At 67.6% G+C, this 16,613-nt stretch carries 14 protein-coding genes; 7 read left to right on the forward strand and 7 right to left on the reverse strand.

The genetic code is table 11. The features are described 5' to 3' along the window. Positions 1-27: 27 nt before the first annotated feature. The 3 genes from ACIGKL_RS09015 to ACIGKL_RS09025 are packed head-to-tail and all read right to left on the reverse strand — an operon-like array spanning position 28 to position 2,173. Positions 28-342: an RnfH family protein gene (locus ACIGKL_RS09015; protein WP_397486328.1), complete on the reverse strand. Its 315-nt coding sequence runs from the start codon at positions 340-342 to the stop codon at positions 28-30. After that, positions 335-769, reverse strand: a complete 435-nt coding sequence (locus ACIGKL_RS09020) for a type II toxin-antitoxin system RatA family toxin (RefSeq protein WP_397486329.1) — start codon at positions 767-769, stop codon at positions 335-337. Before ACIGKL_RS09020 ends, ACIGKL_RS09015 begins: the two co-directional genes overlap by 8 nt. Continuing rightward, positions 770-2,173, reverse strand: a complete 1,404-nt coding sequence (locus ACIGKL_RS09025; RefSeq protein WP_397486330.1) for a sodium-dependent transporter — start codon at positions 2,171-2,173, stop codon at positions 770-772. A gap of 125 nt (positions 2,174-2,298) precedes the next feature. Between ACIGKL_RS09025 and smpB the strand changes: the two genes are divergently transcribed. Beyond that, on the forward strand, positions 2,299-2,781 hold the full coding sequence (smpB, locus tag ACIGKL_RS09030) for an SsrA-binding protein SmpB (RefSeq protein ID WP_021444625.1): 483 nt from the start codon (positions 2,299-2,301) through the stop codon (positions 2,779-2,781). A 106-nt stretch (positions 2,782-2,887) separates the two neighbouring features. Here the strand turns inward: smpB and ACIGKL_RS09035 are convergent, their stop codons facing one another. Continuing rightward, positions 2,888-3,661, reverse strand: coding sequence for an FCD domain-containing protein (locus tag ACIGKL_RS09035; protein WP_021446392.1), 774 nt, complete (start codon positions 3,659-3,661; stop codon positions 2,888-2,890). Between the two features lie 308 nt (positions 3,662-3,969). Here ACIGKL_RS09035 and ACIGKL_RS09040 point away from each other — a divergent pair, with 308 nt between their 5' ends. The 3 genes from ACIGKL_RS09040 (at position 3,970) to dld (ending at position 8,621) form a co-directional block, all read left to right on the forward strand. Further along, positions 3,970-5,664 (forward strand): L-lactate permease, encoded by a 1,695-nt coding sequence (locus ACIGKL_RS09040; RefSeq protein ID WP_397486331.1) that lies wholly within the window; start codon positions 3,970-3,972, stop codon positions 5,662-5,664. A gap of 82 nt (positions 5,665-5,746) precedes the next feature. Further along, on the forward strand, positions 5,747-6,886 hold the full coding sequence (gene lldD, locus ACIGKL_RS09045; RefSeq protein ID WP_397486332.1) for an FMN-dependent L-lactate dehydrogenase LldD: 1,140 nt from the start codon (positions 5,747-5,749) through the stop codon (positions 6,884-6,886). Positions 6,887-6,890: 4 nt separating this feature from the next. Beyond that, the gene (gene dld / locus ACIGKL_RS09050; RefSeq protein WP_397486333.1) at positions 6,891-8,621 is read left to right on the forward strand and encodes a D-lactate dehydrogenase; all 1,731 of its coding nucleotides are present in this window, start codon (positions 6,891-6,893) and stop codon (positions 8,619-8,621) included. 232 nt (positions 8,622-8,853) lie between these two features. Here dld and clpB read toward each other — a convergent pair whose 3' ends face one another. The 3 genes from clpB to ACIGKL_RS09065 all read right to left on the reverse strand — a co-directional run bounded on the left by clpB (position 8,854) and on the right by ACIGKL_RS09065 (position 12,822). Next, positions 8,854-11,418: an ATP-dependent chaperone ClpB gene (gene clpB / locus ACIGKL_RS09055; protein ID WP_397486334.1), complete on the reverse strand. Its 2,565-nt coding sequence runs from the start codon at positions 11,416-11,418 to the stop codon at positions 8,854-8,856. 187 nt (positions 11,419-11,605) lie between these two features. Then, positions 11,606-12,091 carry a glutathione peroxidase gene (locus ACIGKL_RS09060; RefSeq protein WP_397486335.1) on the reverse strand — a complete coding sequence of 162 codons (486 nt, stop codon included), beginning with the start codon at positions 12,089-12,091 and terminating at the stop codon, positions 11,606-11,608. A 245-nt stretch (positions 12,092-12,336) separates the two neighbouring features. Continuing rightward, on the reverse strand, positions 12,337-12,822 hold the full coding sequence (locus ACIGKL_RS09065) for a peptidylprolyl isomerase (protein WP_397486336.1): 486 nt from the start codon (positions 12,820-12,822) through the stop codon (positions 12,337-12,339). Between the two features lie 12 nt (positions 12,823-12,834). Between ACIGKL_RS09065 and ACIGKL_RS09070 the strand changes: the two genes are divergently transcribed. Genes ACIGKL_RS09070 through pta form a run of 3 tightly spaced genes read left to right on the forward strand, consistent with a single transcriptional unit; the run spans position 12,835 to position 16,471 of the window. Continuing rightward, the gene (locus tag ACIGKL_RS09070; protein WP_397486337.1) at positions 12,835-13,131 is read left to right on the forward strand and encodes a DUF3565 domain-containing protein; all 297 of its coding nucleotides are present in this window, start codon (positions 12,835-12,837) and stop codon (positions 13,129-13,131) included. Continuing rightward, positions 13,132-14,319, forward strand: a complete 1,188-nt coding sequence (locus ACIGKL_RS09075) for an acetate kinase (RefSeq protein WP_397486338.1) — start codon at positions 13,132-13,134, stop codon at positions 14,317-14,319. A 58-nt stretch (positions 14,320-14,377) separates the two neighbouring features. Then, positions 14,378-16,471 carry a phosphate acetyltransferase gene (gene pta, locus ACIGKL_RS09080; protein ID WP_397486339.1) on the forward strand — a complete coding sequence of 698 codons (2,094 nt, stop codon included), beginning with the start codon at positions 14,378-14,380 and terminating at the stop codon, positions 16,469-16,471. The last annotated feature ends 142 nt before the right edge of the window (positions 16,472-16,613 follow it).

Consider the following 16,613-nt stretch of genomic DNA (forward strand, 5'->3'; position numbering starts at 1 on the left):
CGATCCGGGCTTTTTCATGTCTGGCGCTCAGCTCGACTCGTCGTCTTTCGCCTTGGCCTTGGCCGCACGCTGTTTGCGCACTTCCTTGGGGTCGGCGATCAGCGGCCGGTAGATTTCCACCCGTTCGCCCTCTTCCAGCACCCGCTCCTCGGGCTTGGCCACCGCCTTGCCGAAGATGCCCAGCGGCGCCTGCTGCAGGTCCAGGCCGGGAAAATGCTGCTGCATGCCCGAGGCCAGCGCCGCCTCGCGCACCGTGGTGCCGGCCGGCACCGACAGGCGCAACAGCTTCTGCTTGTCGGCCAGGGCGTAGACCACTTCGATGGCGATGTTGCGCTTATCCATACAACTGCTTGGCCCTTTGGCAGAAGGCGTCGACCAGGGTGTTGCTCGCCTGGTTGAACAGAGGCCCCAGGGTAGCGCGCACCAGCGGGCCGGCATAGTCGAAGGAGAGGTCCAGGCTGATCTTGCAGGCCTTGTCGCCGAGCGCCTTGAACTCCCACACGCCGTGCAGGCGGGTGAACGGGCCCTCCTGCAGGTTCATCTCGATGCGCTGCCCGGGCTGCAGCGTGTTGCGGGTGACGAAGCGCTGGCTGAGGCTGCCCTTGGCCACCTCCAGGCTGGCCAGCATATGGACCTCGCTGACCTCCAGCACCTGGCTGGCGCGGCACCAGGGCAGGAACTCGGGATAGCTGGCCACGTCGTTGACCAGGTCGAACAGCGCCTGCGCCGGATAGGGCAGCAGCGCCGAGCGTTGGATGAGCGTGGTCATTTATTTGCTCAGCTCCGCGACAAAGACGATCAGCACGCCGATCGGCGCCACCACGCGAATCAGCCAGAGGGCCAGATTGAACAGCAGCGGGCTGCTGATCGCCAACTCCTCGCGCACCGCATCGCGGCTCAGCACCCAGCCGGCGAACAGGGCGAAGGACAGCCCGCCCAGCGGCAGCAGGATGCGGCTGGTGAGGTAGTCGATGCTGTCGAAGAAGGTCTTGCCGCCCTCGGCGCCCCACTGAAGCAGGTGGAAACCGTCAGCGGCGAAGACGAAGAACTTGGCCTCGGCCCACAGGTTGAACGACAGCACGGTGCCCATGCCCACCAGCCAGCACAGCAGCGCCAGCACGGCGGTTACCTTGGCACGACTGCGCCCGGTTTTCTCGACGAAGTAGGCCACCGCCGGCTCGAGCATGGAGATCGACGAACTCCAGGCCGCCACTGCCACCAGCACGAAGAAGATCAGCCCCATGACCTGGCCGAAGGCGATATTGCCGAAGGCAATGGGCAGGGTGACGAACATCAGGCCCGGACCGCCGCCCGGCTCCAGGCCGGCGGCGAAGACGATGGGAAACAGCGCCAGCCCCGCGGTCAGCGCCACCAGGGTGTCGAGCAGGCCGACGGTGAGCACCGTGGCACCGATCGAGGCCCGCTTCGGCATGTAGGCGCCGTAGACCATGATCGAACCGACGCCGACGCTGAGGGTGAAGAAGGCGTGGCCCATGGCGGCGAGGATGCCGTCCTGCACCTTGCTCGGATCGAAATGGAAGAGGAAATCGAAGCCCTGCCAGAAGTGTCCGGTGGTGAAGCTGTAACCCAGCAGCACCAGCAGCAGGACGAACAGCAGCGGCATCATGATGCGCAGGCTGCGCTCCAGGCCGGCGACCACGCCCTTGGCGATGACCACGGCAGTCAGCAGCATGAACAGGCTGTGCCACAGGGTCAGGCGCCAGGGATCGCCGGTCAGGCCACCAAAGGCGGCGCCGGCGCCGTCGGCCGTGACCCCGGTAAAATCGCCGCGGCCCATGCCCAGGATGTAGTCCAGCGACCAGCCGGCCACCACGCTGTAGAACGACAGGATCAGCAGCGCGGCGACCATGCCCATCAGCGCCGCCAGCGACCAGTGCTTCGCGGCGCCGGCCTCGACGGCCAGGCTCTTCATGGCGTTGACCGGGCTCTGCCGGCCGCGGCGGCCGATCAGGGTCTCGGCCAGCATGATCGGCACGCCGACCAGGGCGATGCAGAACAGGTACATGACGACGAAGGCCCCGCCGCCGTAGACCCCGGTCATATAGGGAAACTTCCAGATATTGCCGAGGCCGACCGCCGAGCCGGTGGCCGCCAGGATGAACACCCAGCGACTGGCCCAGGCGCCGTGAATCGAGACTTTGTCGTTCGCCATATGCGGCCAAACCCATGCTGCGGGAAAAAGATCGCGCATTGTCGGAGATTCGCCGCATGGGCTCAAGTTCGGCGCCGATTACGCCCATGGCGCAGGCGTTGGCGACTCCCTATAATGCGCGCCCTATGGCTAAGCAAAAGAAACATCCCCAAGGCACCATCGCGCTGAACAAGAAGGCGCTGCACGACTACTTCATCGAACACAAGTTCGAGGCCGGCCTGGTGCTGTCCGGCTGGGAAGTGAAAAGCCTGCGCGCCGGCAAGGCGCAGCTGGTGGACAGCTACGTGCTGCTCAAGGACGACGAGGCCTGGCTGATGGGGGCGCACATCACCCCGCTGCAGACCGCCAGCACCCACGTCATCGCCGACCCGACCCGTACCCGCAAGCTGCTGCTGAACAAGCGCGAGCTGGACAAGCTGTTCGGCTCGGTGCAGCAGAAGGGCTACACCTGCGTGGCGCTGTCGCTGTACTGGAAGCAGCACCTGGTCAAGTGCGAGATCGCCCTGGCCAAGGGCAAGAAGGACTTCGACAAGCGCCACGTCGAGAAGGAACGCGACGCCGACCGCGAAGTGCAGCGCGCCATGCGCAGCAAGGGCAAGGACGACTGAGCACTCGGTAGGGTGTCGCGGGACCGCCTAGATCGTGCGCGCCCGCCGCCCTTCGACTGGCAACCGGATTACCGTAACGAGCCAGCAGCGGTGCGCGCGGCGCACCCTACGGCCTGACCGCTCCGCGCCTTTGTGCCCGCTCCACCCGCCGTGCCTCCAGTTGCACCTCCGCCAGCACTTCCTGCACGTAGTCGATATGCCGATCCGACAGCGCCCGGGCGTCCTCGGCGCGGCCCTCGACTATCGCCTCGTACAGCGCGCGGTGCTGGCTGATCAGCATGTCGCGGGTCTCCTCGCGCTGGGCGTACATGCCGCCGATATTGGTCACCACGTTGCGTTTGAGCAGGTCGAACAGGCCGCGAATGGTGTGCAGCAGCACGGCATTGTGGCTGGCCTCGGCGATGGCCAGGTGGAAGCGCGCATCGGCGGCGCCCTCCTCGGCGCGGGTGACCTTGCCGACCCGCGTGTAGCAGTCCTGCAGCGCCTGGAACGCCTCGGTCAGGCGCTGGCGGTCGATATCGGTGGCGCGCTTGGCGGCGTAGTAGGCGCAGGAGCCTTCCAGGGTGTGGCGGAACTCCAGCAGGTCGCGCTGGGCGTCCTCCTTGTTTTCCAGCAGTTGCATCAGCGGGTCGCTGAAGGTGGAGCCGAGCGATTCGGCGACGTAGTTGCCGCCGCCCTGGCGGCTGACCAGCAGGCCCTTGGCCACCAGCTTCTGGATCGCCTCGCGCAGCGACGGGCGCGACACGCCGAACTGTTCGGCCAGGGTGCGCTCGGCAGGCAGGCGCTCGCCGGCACGCAGGGTGCCTTCGAGAATCATGGTTTCCAGTTGCGCGACGATATCGTCCGATAAACGGCGCTGCCGCACCTGCCCTACTTCCATCCCGAACTTCTCCATTGGTTTGACCAGGCCACCAGCAGGCCTGGCCCTGAGGCGCAAGCCTATCGCCCAGGCCGAACGCGGACAAGACGAGCCTCTACGACCAAAGTCTTAGCCCGACGATTTGACAGGTCATTGATCGACTTTTAACCTGAGCCGGCAACTTTGTAAATTGGTCTTACCAATTAATCCATACCGATAACAAGAACGAGTCGTCGAGGTCACGCCATGACACCCCACAGCGCCGCACGTCTGCCCGCCACCGCTTCGTCCCCACTGCGCCGCGTGCGCCTCGCCGCGGAGTGAGCCCCATGTCCAACGGAATTCTCGCCCTGCTGGCGTTCTCCCCCATCCTGCTGGCCGCCGTGCTGCTGATCGGCCTGCGTTGGCCGGCCAAGCACGCCATGCCGCTGGTCTACCTGGTCACCGCCGCGGTCGGCCTGTTCGCCTGGGACATGAGCCTCAACCGCGTGCTGGCCTCGACCCTGCAGGGCCTGCTGATCACCCTCGGCCTGCTGTGGATCATCTTCGGCGCCATCCTGCTGCTCAACACCCTCAAGCACTCCGGCGGCATCACCGCGATCCGCGCCGGTTTCGCCACCATCAGCCCCGACCGGCGCATCCAGGCGATCATCATCGCCTGGCTGTTCGGCTGCTTTATCGAGGGCGCCTCCGGCTTCGGCACCCCGGCCGCCATCGCCGCGCCGCTGCTGGTGGCCATCGGCTTCCCGGCCATGGCCGCGGTGCTGATGGGCATGCTGGTGCAGAGCACGCCGGTGTCCTTCGGCGCGGTCGGCACGCCGATCATCGTCGGCGTCAACACCGGCCTGGACACCGCCAGCATCGGCGCGCAGCTGCTCGAGCAGGGCTCGAGCTGGGCGCAGTTCCTGCAGCTGATCACCAGCCAGGTGGCGATCATCCATGCCACGGTCGGCGTGGTCATGCCGCTGGTGATGGCGATGATGCTGACCCGCTTCTTCGGTCAGGAGAAAAGCTGGAAGGCCGGCCTGGAAGTGCTGCCGTTCGCGATCTTCGCCGGCCTCGCCTTCGTCCTGCCCTACGCCGCCACCGGCGTGCTGCTCGGCCCGGAATTCCCCTCGCTGCTCGGTGGCCTGATCGGCCTGGCCATCGTTACCAGCGCCGCCCGCTTCGGCTTCCTGGTACCCAAGACCAGCTGGGATTTCGCCCCGGCCGACAAGTGGCCGAGCGAATGGCTGGGCAGCGTCGAGATGAAGCTGGACGAGCTCACCGCCAAGCCGATGAGCGCCCTGCGCGCCTGGCTGCCCTACGTGCTGGTCGGCGTGCTGCTGGTGATCAGCCGGGTGTTCCCCGAGGTCGGCAACGCCCTCAAGGCGGTGGTGGTGAACTTCCCCGACCTGCTCGGCGAGGCCGGCATCGGCGCCAACTTCCAGCCGCTGTACCTGCCGGGCGGCATCCTGGTCGCCGTGGTGCTGGCCACCTTCTTCCTGCACGGCATGAAGCTGCGCGAACTCACCGCCGCGGTGAAGGAATCGTCCAGCGTGCTGCTCAGCGCCGGCTTCGTCCTGCTGTTCACCGTGCCGATGGTGCGCATCCTGATCAACTCCGGGGTCAATGGCGCCGAGCTGGCCAGCATGCCGATCCTCATGGCGCGCTGGGTGGCCGACAGCGTCGGCGGCATCTACCCGCTGCTGGCGCCGAGCATCGGCGCCCTGGGCGCCTTTATCGCCGGCTCGAATACCGTCAGCAACATGATGTTCAGCCAGTTCCAGTTCGGCGTGGCCAGCAGCCTGGGCATCTCCGGCGCGCTGATCGTCGCCGTGCAGGCCATCGGCGCCGCCGCCGGCAACATGGTGGCGATCCACAACGTGGTCGCCGCCTCGGCCACCGTCGGCCTGCTCGGCCGCGAGGGCAGCACCCTGCGCAAGACCATCTGGCCGACCCTGTACTACGTGTTCTTTACTGGAGTCATCGCGATGGTGGCGATCTATGCCCTGGGCGTCAGCGACCCGCTGATCGCCCACTGACCGCCGCCGCCCCGCGCGCCCCGACCCGTCGGGGCGCGCGTATTAGGGCCCCACGCCCCCCTTTTCAGCACAGGACGAGTTCATGATCATTTCTGCCTCCACCGACTACCGCGCCGCCGCGCAGCGCAAGCTGCCGCCCTTCCTATTCCACTACCTCGACGGCGGCGCCTACGCCGAGCACACCCTGCGGCGCAACGTCGCCGACCTGGCCGACATCGCCCTGCGCCAGCGCGTGCTCAAGGACATGTCGGCGCTGGATCTGTCCACCGAGCTGTTCGGCGAGACGCTGGCGATGCCAGTGGCCCTGGCCCCGGTCGGCCTGACCGGCATGTACGCGCGGCGCGGCGAGGTGCAGGCGGCCAAGGCGGCGGCGGCCAAGGGCATTCCCTTCACCATGTCCACCGTGTCGGTGTGCCCGATCGAGGAGGTGGCGCCGGCCATCGACCGGCCCATGTGGTTCCAGCTCTACGTGCTGAAGGACCGCGGCTTTATGAAGAACGTGCTGGAGCGGGCCAAGGCCGCCGGCGTCAGCACCCTGGTGTTCACCGTCGACATGCCGGTGCCGGGCGCGCGCTACCGCGACGCCCACTCCGGCATGAGCGGCCCCAACGCGCCGCTGCGGCGCATGCTGCAGGCCATGACCCACCCGAGCTGGGCGCTCGACGTCGGCCTGCTGGGCAAGCCGCACGACCTGGGCAATATCTCCGCCTACCGCGGCAACCCCACCGGCCTGGCCGACTATATCGGCTGGCTGGGCGCCAACTTCGACCCGTCGATTTCCTGGAAGGATCTGCAGTGGATCCGCGACTTCTGGGAAGGGCCGATGGTGATCAAGGGCATCCTCGACGCCGACGACGCCCGCGACGCAGTCAAGTTCGGCGCCGACGGCATAGTGGTGTCCAACCACGGCGGTCGCCAGCTCGACGGCGTGCTGTCCAGCGCCCGCGCCCTGCCGGCCATCGCCGATGCGGTCAAGGGCGAGCTGAAGATCCTCGCCGACTCCGGCATCCGCACCGGTCTGGACGTGGTGCGCATGCTCGCCCTCGGCGCCGACAGCGTGCTGCTCGGCCGCGCCTTCGTCTACGCCCTGGCCACCGCCGGCGGCGCCGGGGTGAGCAACCTGCTGGAGCTGATCGAGAAGGAAATGCGCGTTGCCATGGTGCTCACCGGCGCCAAGTCGATCGCCGAGATCAACCCCGACCTGCTGGTAAAGGAGGCTTGAGCCGATGACCGCTGCCGTCACCACCGCCCTGTCCCGTGATGCCCTGCTGGCGCAGCTGCGCCAGGTGGTGGGCGATGCCTACGTGCTGACCGGCGAACAGGCCACCCGACGCTTTCGCAAGGGCCATCGCACCGGCCAGGGCAGCGTGCTGGCGGTGGTGCGCCCCGGTTCGCTGCTGGAACAGTGGCGCGTGCTGCAGGCGGCGGTGGCGGCCGACCGCATCGTCATCATGCAGGCGGCCAACACCGGGCTGACCGGCGGCTCGACGCCGGACGGCGACGACTATGACCGCGAGATCGTGCTGATCAGCACCCTGCGCATCGCCGGCGTTCAGCTGATCAACGACGGCGAGCAGGTGGTGTGCCTGCCCGGCGCCACCCTCGACCGCCTGGAACAGGCCCTGGCGCCGCTGAACCGCGAGCCGCATTCGGTGATCGGCTCGTCCTGCATCGGCGCCTCGGTGCTCGGCGGCATCTGCAACAACTCCGGCGGCGCCCTGGTGCGCCGCGGCCCGGCCTATACCGAGCTGGCGCTGTACGCCCAGGTGCGGGAGGACGGCACGCTGCAACTGATCAACCACCTGGGCATCGAGCTGGGCGACAGCCCCGAGGAGATCCTCACCCGCCTGCAGAACGGCGATTACACACCGCAACAGGTGCGCAACGAGGCCACCGCCAAGGCCTCCGACGCCCGCTACAGCGAGCACGTGCGCGACGTCGATGCCGACACTCCGGCGCGCTTCAACGCCGACCCCTCACGCCTGTTCGAGGCCTCCGGCTCGGCCGGCAAACTGTGCCTGTTCGCCGTGCGCCTGGACACCTTCCCCAAGGAAGCGAGCACGGTGTTCTATATCGGCAGCAACGATCCGCAGGATCTGACCGAGGTGCGCCGCCACCTGCTCACCCACCTGCCGCGCCTGCCGATTGCCGGCGAGTACATCCACCGCACCGCCTTCGATATCGGCGAGAAGTACGGCAAGGACAGCTTCCTGGTGATCGACAAGTTCGGCACCGCCAAGGTGCCCGCCGCCTTCGCCCTGAAGAGCCGCATCGACGGCTTCTTCGAACGCTTCGGCCTGCGCGGGGTGACCGACCGGGTGCTGCAGGCGGCGATGAACCTGCTGCCCAGCCACCTGCCCCAGCGCATGCGCGAGTACCGCGAGCGTTACGAGCATCACCTGCTGCTGCGGGTGTCCAATGACACCCTGGAACAGACCCGCAGCTTTCTCACCGGGTATTTCGCCGGACGCGCCAGCGGCGCCTACTTCGAGTGCGACGCCGAGGAGGGGCGCAAGGCCTTCCTCCATCGTTTCGCCATCGCCGGCGCGGCGATCCGCTACCGCGAGACACACCGCGCCAGCGTGGAGGACATAGTCGCGCTGGATATCGCCCTGCGCCGCAACGACCGCGACTGGGTCGAGCAGCTGCCGGCGGAGCTGGAGGAGCAGATAGTGCACAAGCTCTACTACGGACACTTCTTCTGTCACGTGTTCCACCAGGACTACATCGTCAAGAAGGGCGTCGACCCGCTGGCGATGGAGCACCGCATGTGGGCGCTGCTCGACGAGCGCCGCGCCGAGTACCCGGCCGAGCACAACGTCGGCCACCTGTACGTGGCCAAGCCGGCGCTGGCCGGCTTTTACCGCGAACTGGACCCGAGTAACAGCTTCAACCCCGGCATCGGCCATACCTCGAAGCAGAAGCATTGGGGTGGGTGTTGCGGACAGGAGCATTAAGCACGCCCGTGGGAGGCGCTTCAGCGGCGACAGTCGCGGCTACGACTGCATGGATGCAGGAGGTAGAGCGAAGCAGGATGCCCGAGCCGAAAGCCACTCCCACAACGCCAAAGCCCAGCGACGTAGCCCGGATGCAATCCGGGGCAACCTGACCGCGATTTCCCGGATTGCATCCGGGCTACAAAAGACAAGGCCCGCCAATTTGGCGGGCCTTGGTTGTTACCGGCAGCGATCAGGCGAAGACGATCTCCTCACCCTCCACCTTGGCATGTACCAGCGCGCCCGGGGCGAAGGCGCCGGCGAGGATCTGCTGCGCCAGCGGGTTCTCGATCCAGCGCTGGATCGCCCGCTTCAGCGGCCGCGCACCGTAGACCGGGTCGTAGCCGACGGCGATCAGCTTGTCGAGCGCCTCCGGCGTCAGCTCCAGGCTCAGCTCGCGCTCGGCCAGGCGGCCGCGCAGGCGTTTGAGCTGGATCTCGGCGATGCCGGCGATCTGCTCGCGGCCCAGCGGCTCGAACACCACCACCTCGTCGATGCGGTTGATGAACTCGGGGCGAAAGTGGCTGCTCACCGCATCCATCACCGCCGCGCGCTGCGCCTCGCGGTCGCCGACCAGCTCCTGGATCTGCGCCGAGCCGAGGTTGGAGGTCATCACTATCACGCTGTTCTTGAAGTCCACGGTGCGCCCGTGGCTGTCGGTCAGGCGGCCGTCTTCGAGCACCTGCAGCAGCACGTTGAACACGTCCGGGTGGGCCTTCTCCACCTCGTCCATCAGCACCACCGAGTAGGGCTTGCGGCGTACCGCCTCGGTCAGGTAACCGCCCTCCTCGTAACCGACATAGCCGGGCGGCGCGCCGATCAGCCGCGCCACGCTGTGCTTCTCCATGAATTCGGACATGTCGATGCGCACCAGCGCTTCCTCGGTGTCGAAGAGGAACTCGGCCAGCGCCTTGCACAGCTCGGTCTTGCCCACCCCGGTCGGGCCGAGGAAGAGGAACGAGCCGCTCGGCCGGTTGGGGTCGGCCAGGCCCGCACGCGAGCGGCGCACGGCGTTGGCCACGGCCACCACGGCCTCGTTCTGGCCGATCACCCGCTGGTGCAGCAGGCCTTCCATCTTCAGCAGTTTCTCGCGCTCGCCCTCGAGCATCTTGCTCACCGGGATGCCGGTCCACTTCGACACCACCTCGGCGATTTCCTCGTCGGTGACCTTGTTGCGCAGCAGTTGGTTCTCCGCCTTGCCGTGCTGGTCGACCATCTGCAGGCTGCGCTCCAGGTCGGGGATGATGCCGTACTGCAGCTCGGCCATGCGCTGCAGGTCGGACTTGCGCCGCGCCGCCTCGAGGTCGGCCTTGGCCTGCTCGATCTTCTGCTGGATCTGCGCCGAACCCTGCACCTCGGCCTTCTCCGACTTCCAGATTTCCTCCAGGTCGGCGTACTCGCGCTCGAGCTTGGCGATATCCTCCTTGAGTTTCTCCAGGCGCTTGAGCGCGGCGTCGTCGTCTTCCTTCTTCAGCGCCTCGCGCTCGATCTTCAGCTGGATCAGGCGGCGCTCCAGGCGGTCGAGGGCCTCGGGCTTGGAGTCGATCTCCATGCGGATGCGGCTGGCGGCCTCGTCGATCAGGTCGATGGCCTTGTCCGGCAACTGGCGGTCGGTGATGTACCTGTGACTCAACTTCGCCGCGGCGATAATCGCGCCGTCGGTGATGGTCACGCCGTGGTGCACCTCGTAACGTTCTTTCAAACCACGGAGGATGGCGATGGTGTCCTCCTCGGAGGGCTCGTCCACCAGCACCTTCTGGAAGCGCCGTTCCAGCGCGGCGTCCTTCTCGATGTACTGGCGGTATTCGTCCAGGGTGGTGGCGCCGACGCAGTGCAGCTCGCCGCGCGCCAGCGCCGGCTTGAGCATATTGCCGGCGTCCATGGCGCCCTCGGCCTTACCGGCCCCCACCATCGTATGCAGCTCGTCGATAAACAGGATGATCCGCCCTTCCTGCTTGGACAGCTCGCCCAGCACCGCCTTGAGGCGCTCCTCGAACTCGCCGCGGAACTTGGCGCCGGCGATCAGCGCGCCCATGTCGAGGGCCAGCAGACGCTTGTCCTTGAGGCCGTCGGGCACTTCGCCGTTGATGATGCGCTGGGCCAGGCCCTCGGCGATGGCGGTCTTGCCGACGCCGGGCTCGCCGATCAGCACCGGGTTGTTCTTGGTACGCCGCTGCAGCACCTGGATGGTGCGGCGGATCTCGTCGTCACGGCCGATCACCGGGTCGAGCTTGCCCTCCTCGGCGCGCTTGGTCAGGTCGACGGTGTACTTGTCCAGCGCCTGGCGCGACTCCTCGACGTTGGGGTCGTTGACCGCCTGGCCACCGCGCAGGTTGGCGATGGCATTCTCCAGCGCCTTCTTCGACACGCCCTGAGCCAACAGCAGCTTGCCCAGCTTGGTGTTCTCGTCCATCGCCGCGAGCAGCACCAGCTCGCTGGAAATGAACTGGTCGCCGCGCTGCTGCGACAGGCGGTCGGCCTGGTTGAGCAGGCGCGCCAGGTCCTGCGACAGGTTGATGTCGCCGGTGGGGTTCTGCAGCTTGCCGAGCTGGTCGAGCTCGCGGGTCAGGCCCTGGCGCAGGCTGGCGATATCGAAGCCCACCTGCATCAGCAGCGGCTTGATCGAACCGCCCTGCTGCTCCAGCAGCGCCTGCAGCAGGTGCAGCGGTTCGATGGCGGCGTGGTCCATGCCCACGGCCAGGGATTGGGCATCGGAGAGGGCAAGTTGCAACTTGCTGGTCAAACGGTCGATACGCATAAATGTCCTTCCTTCTAGAGACGCGGGCCGGGACGACAATCCCCGAAAACCGATACCCGCTGGATGAAGACTAGATAAGGACGATTACGCCGTATTCAAGACGAGACGATTTGATCCAGGTCAGTGCCACTGTCCGGCACCGAAGCCCGGGAGTCGCTGCGCGCAGCCTAGGCTGCCGCGCGGCCCCCTACAGCCCGAGCGCCTTCTCGATGGCCTGGATCAGCGCCGGATCGTCCGGCGCGGTGCGCGGCGAGAAGCGCGCCAGCACCCGGCCGTCCTGGCCGACCAGGAACTTCTCGAAATTCCAGGTGATGTCGCCGGGAAACTCCGCGCCTTCGCCGGCCAGCAGGCGATACAGCGGGTGGCGGCCGGGGCCGTTGACCTCCAGCTTGCTGCCCAGGGGAAAGGTCACCCCGTAGTTGAGGCTGCAGAATTCGCGGATCGCCTCCTCGCTGCCCGGCTCCTGCCCGGCGAACTGGTTGCACGGCAGGCCGAGCACGGTGAAGCCCTTGCCCTTGTACTGCTGATGGAGCTTTTCCAGCCCGGCGTACTGCGGAGTCAGGCCGCACTTGGAGGCAACGTTGACCACCAGCAGCACCTGGCCCTTGTATGGCGCCAGCGGCAGGTCCTGGCCATCCAGGGCACGCAGGTTGAGATCGTGAAAAGCACTCATGACGGACTTCCTCGACAGATTCGGCGCGACGGCCCACAAGGCGGCGCTCTGCGATGGCCTGCGACAACAAAACGCCTGGAGCGTTTTATGACGTCGCTTGCGACGGCCCGCAGGGTGGGCGCCATGGATGGCAGACCACCAAAAAGGCGCCCCATGGGCGCCTTCTTTACAAGATTGAGCTTAGCAGCGGATCGCCATGATGGAACGACCGAAAGTCGTTTCGGACGATCCGCACGCCCTGCCGATCAGTGGTGGTGACCGCCTTCGCCATGGATATGGCCGTGGGCCACTTCTTCTTCGCTGGCGTCGCGCACGTTGACCACCTTGACCTTGAAGTTCAGGCGCTGGCCGGCCAGCGGGTGGTTGCCGTCGACGGTCACGTCGTCGCCGTCCAGATCGCGGATGGTGACGATCTGCATGCTGCCGTCCGGGCCGGAGGCGTGGAACTGCATGCCCACTTCCAGCTCGTCGACGCCTTCGAACATGGCGCGGCTGAGGGTGGCGACCAGTTCGGCGCTGTATTCGCCGTAGGCCTCTTCCGGCTCGACCGAGACGTCCAGCTCGTCGCCGACCTGCTTGCCGACCAGGGCCTTTTCCAGACCGGCGATGATGTTGCCCGCACCATGCAGATAGACCAGCGGCGCGCCGCCAGCCGAGCTGTCGATCACCTCACCGGCATCGTTGGTCAGGGTATAGTCGATGGAGACGGCCTTGTTGGCGGCGATCAGCATGGGTGAGACCTTTTGCAGAAGAATGATGAACGGGCGAGTTTAACCAAGGCCGCAGGCGATTGCGACCCGAGCCCGGACAAACGGCCGGCGGCCGCGGCGCCGCGCCTGCTTGACTTCCGTCAGGACGAGCACGGCGACTGGGTGGCAGTCTTGTCCTGCGGCCATACTCAGCACCTGCGGCATCGCCCGCCCTGGCAGAATCGCCCCTGGGTGCTCGACCCCGAACAGCGCCAGGCCCGCCTGGGCAGCGCCTTTCCCTGCGGCTGGTGCGCCACGGGACGGCCGAACGATGATTTCAAGGAAGCCTAAATGCCTGCACGCAATATTCTGGTGATCAACTGCGGCAGCTCGTCGATCAAGTTCGCCCTGGTCAACGAAGCCCAGGAGCCATTCCCCCTCAGCGGCCTGGCCGAGCGCCTGGGCAGCCCGGAGGCGGCCCTGCACTGGCAGCAGGGCGAAACCCGGGACAGCCTGATGATCCCCGGCGCCGACCATCGCCTGGCGCTGTCCCAGCTGCTGCCGCTGGTGCAACGCGCCGCCGGCGGCGAGCTGCACGGCATCGGCCATCGCGTGGTGCACGGCGGCGAGCGCTTCACCGCCGCCAGCCGGCTGGACGAGATCAGCCTGCTGGCCATCCGCCAGACCGCGCCGCTGGCGCCGCTGCACAACCCGGCCAACCTGCTGGGCATCGAGGCGGCGATGAAACTGTTCCCCAACCTGGTGCAGGTCGCGGTGTTCGACACCGCCTTCCACCAGACCCTGCCCGAGTACGCCTACCGCTACGCCGTGCCGGAGGCGCTGTACCGCGAGCACGGCGTGCGCCGCTACGGTTTCCACGGCACCAGCCATCGCTACGTCAGCCGCCGCGCCGCGGAGCTGGCCGGCCTCGCCCTGGGCGACAGCAGCTGGCTGGTGGCGCACCTGGGCAACGGCTGCTCCACCTGCGCCATAGTCGACGGCCAGAGCCGCGACACCAGCATGGGCCTGACCCCGCTGGAAGGCCTGGTGATGGGCACCCGCAGCGGCGACGTCGATCCCAACCTGCACAGCCACCTGGCGCGCGCCCTGGGCTGGAGCCTGGAGCAGATCGACGCCATGCTCAACAAGGACAGCGGCCTGCTCGGCCTGTCCGGGCTGTCCAACGACATGCGCGCCCTGGAGCAGGCGCGCGAGCAGGGCCATGCCGGCGCCAGCCTGGCCGTCGAGGTGTTCTGCTACCGCCTGGCCAAGTCGCTGGCGGCCATGAGCTGCGCCCTGCCGCGGCTGGACGGCCTGGTGTTCACCGGCGGCATCGGCGAGAACTCGCCGCTGATCCGCAGCAAGACCGTCGACCACCTGCGCCTGCTCGGCCTGCACCTGGACCAGCCGGCCAACGCCCGCTGCGTGCGCGGCGTCGCCGGGGCCATCCAGGCCGACGGCAGCCCGCGGGTGCTGGTGGTGCCGACCAACGAGGAGCGGCAGATCGCCCTGGATACCCTGGCCCTGCTCGACGCCTGAGCCCGAATCGCCCGCAGGGCTTCGCTGTGCTCAGCGCCCCCCCCTATCAGGAGAGACCATGCATACCTTCTTTATCGCCCCCACCGGTTTCGGCGTCGGCCTCACCTCCATCAGCCTCGGCCTGGTCGGCGCCCTGGAACGCAGCGGCCTCAAGGTCGGCTTCTTCAAGCCGATCGCCCAGCCGCATGCCGGCGACGAGGGCCCGGAGCGTTCCAGCGAGCTGATCGCCCGCACCCACGGCCTCGACTCGCCCAAGCCGCTGTCGCTCGGCCATGTCGAACGCATGCTCGGCGACGGCCAGCTCGACGAACTGCTCGAGGAGATCATCAGCCTCTACCAGCAGGCCGCCGTGGACAAGGACGTGGTCATAGTCGAGGGCATGGTGCCGACCCGCCACGCCAGCTACGCCGCGCGGGTCAACTTCCACCTGGCCAAGAGCCTGGACGCCGACGTGATCCTGGTCAGCGCGCCGGAGGACGAGAGCCTCACCGAGCTGTCCGACCGCATCGAGATCCAGGCCCAGTTGTTCGGCGGGCCGAAGGATCCCAAGGTGCTCGGCGTGATCCTCAACAAGGTGCGCAGCGAACAGGGCGTGGCGGCCTTCGCCGAACGCCTGCAGGAACTCTCGCCGCTGCTCAAGACCGCCGACTTCCGCCTGCTCGGCTGCATCCCCTGGCAGGAGGAGCTGAACGCGCCGCGCACCAAGGACGTCGCCGAACTGCTCGGCGCGCGCATCCTCAACGCCGGCGAGTACGAACAGCGGCGCATGCTGAAGATCGTGCTCTGCGCCCGCGCCGTGGCCAACAGCGTGCAGCTGCTCAAACCCGGCACCCTGGTGGTGACCCCGGGCGACCGCGACGACATCATCCTCTCCGCGGCGCTGGCGGCGATGAACGGCGTACCGCTGGCCGGCCTGTTGCTGTGCAGCGACTTCGCCCCCGACCCGCGCATCATGGAGCTGTGCCGCGGCGCCCTGACCAGCGGCCTGCCGGTGATGACGGTGGCCACCGGTTCCTACGACACCGCGACCAACCTCAACCGGCTGAACAAGGAGATTCCGGTCGACGACAAGGAGCGCGCGGAGAAGGTCTCCGACTTCGTCGCCGGACATATCGACCACGACTGGCTGGCCACCCGCTGCGGCAGCCCGCGCGAGCTGCGCCTGTCGCCGCCGGCGTTCCGCTACCAGTTGGTGCAGCGGGCCAAGGCGGCGGCCAAGCGTATCGTCCTGCCCGAGGGCAGCGAGCCGCGCACCGTGCAGGCGGCGGCCATCTGCCAGGCGCGCGGCATCGCCCGCTGCGTGCTGCTGGCCAAGCCCGACGAGGTGCAGGCCGTGGCTCGCGCCCAAGGCATCGAACTGCCGGCGGGCCTGGAAATCCTCGACCCCGACCTGATCCGCGGGCGCTATGTCGAGCCCATGGTCGAGCTGCGCAAGGGCAAGGGCCTCAACGCGCCGATGGCCGAGGCGCAGCTGGAGGACACGGTGGTGCTGGGCACCATGATGCTGGCCCTGGACGAGGTCGACGGCCTGGTCTCCGGCGCCATCCACACCACCGCCAACACCATCCGCCCGGCGCTGCAGCTGATCAAGACCGCGCCGGGCTACAACCTGGTGTCCTCGGTGTTCTTCATGCTGCTGCCGGATCAGGTGCTGGTCTACGGCGACTGCGCGGTGAACCCCGACCCCAACGCCGAACAGCTGGCCGAAATCGCCCTGCAGAGCGCCAACTCGGCCCGTGCCTTCGGCATCGAACCGCGGGTGGCCATGCTCAGCTACTCCACCGGCGACTCCGGCAGCGGCGAGGAGGTGGAGAAGGTGCGCGCCGCCACCCGCCTGGCCCGCGAGATGCGCCCCGAGCTGCTGCTCGACGGCCCGTTGCAGTACGACGCCGCAGCCATCGCCAGCGTCGGCCGGCAGAAGGCGCCGAACAGCCCGGTGGCCGGGCGTGCCACGGTGTTCGTGTTCCCCGACCTGAACACCGGCAACACCACCTACAAGGCGGTGCAGCGCAGCGCCGACTGCATCAGCGTCGGCCCCATGCTGCAGGGCCTGCGCAAGCCGGTGAACGACCTGTCGCGCGGCGCCCTGGTCGACGACATCGTCTACACCATCGCGCTGACCGCGATCCAGGCGGCCAACCTGCCGGGCTGAAGCCGGGCAAAACGTAGGGTGCGCCGCGCGCACCAAGGAGGACGCCCTCGTTCGCCGGCCGGAAACGCCGGTGCGCGCGGCGCACCCTACGAGCCCTTGAAACCTCGCGGTCAGCCCTGGCACTTGCAGGTCAGTGCACAGG

The sequence above is a fragment of the Pseudomonas sp. NPDC077186 genome (assembly GCF_044543505.1).
In the GTDB taxonomy this organism is placed as follows: Bacteria; Pseudomonadota; Gammaproteobacteria; order Pseudomonadales; family Pseudomonadaceae; genus Aquipseudomonas.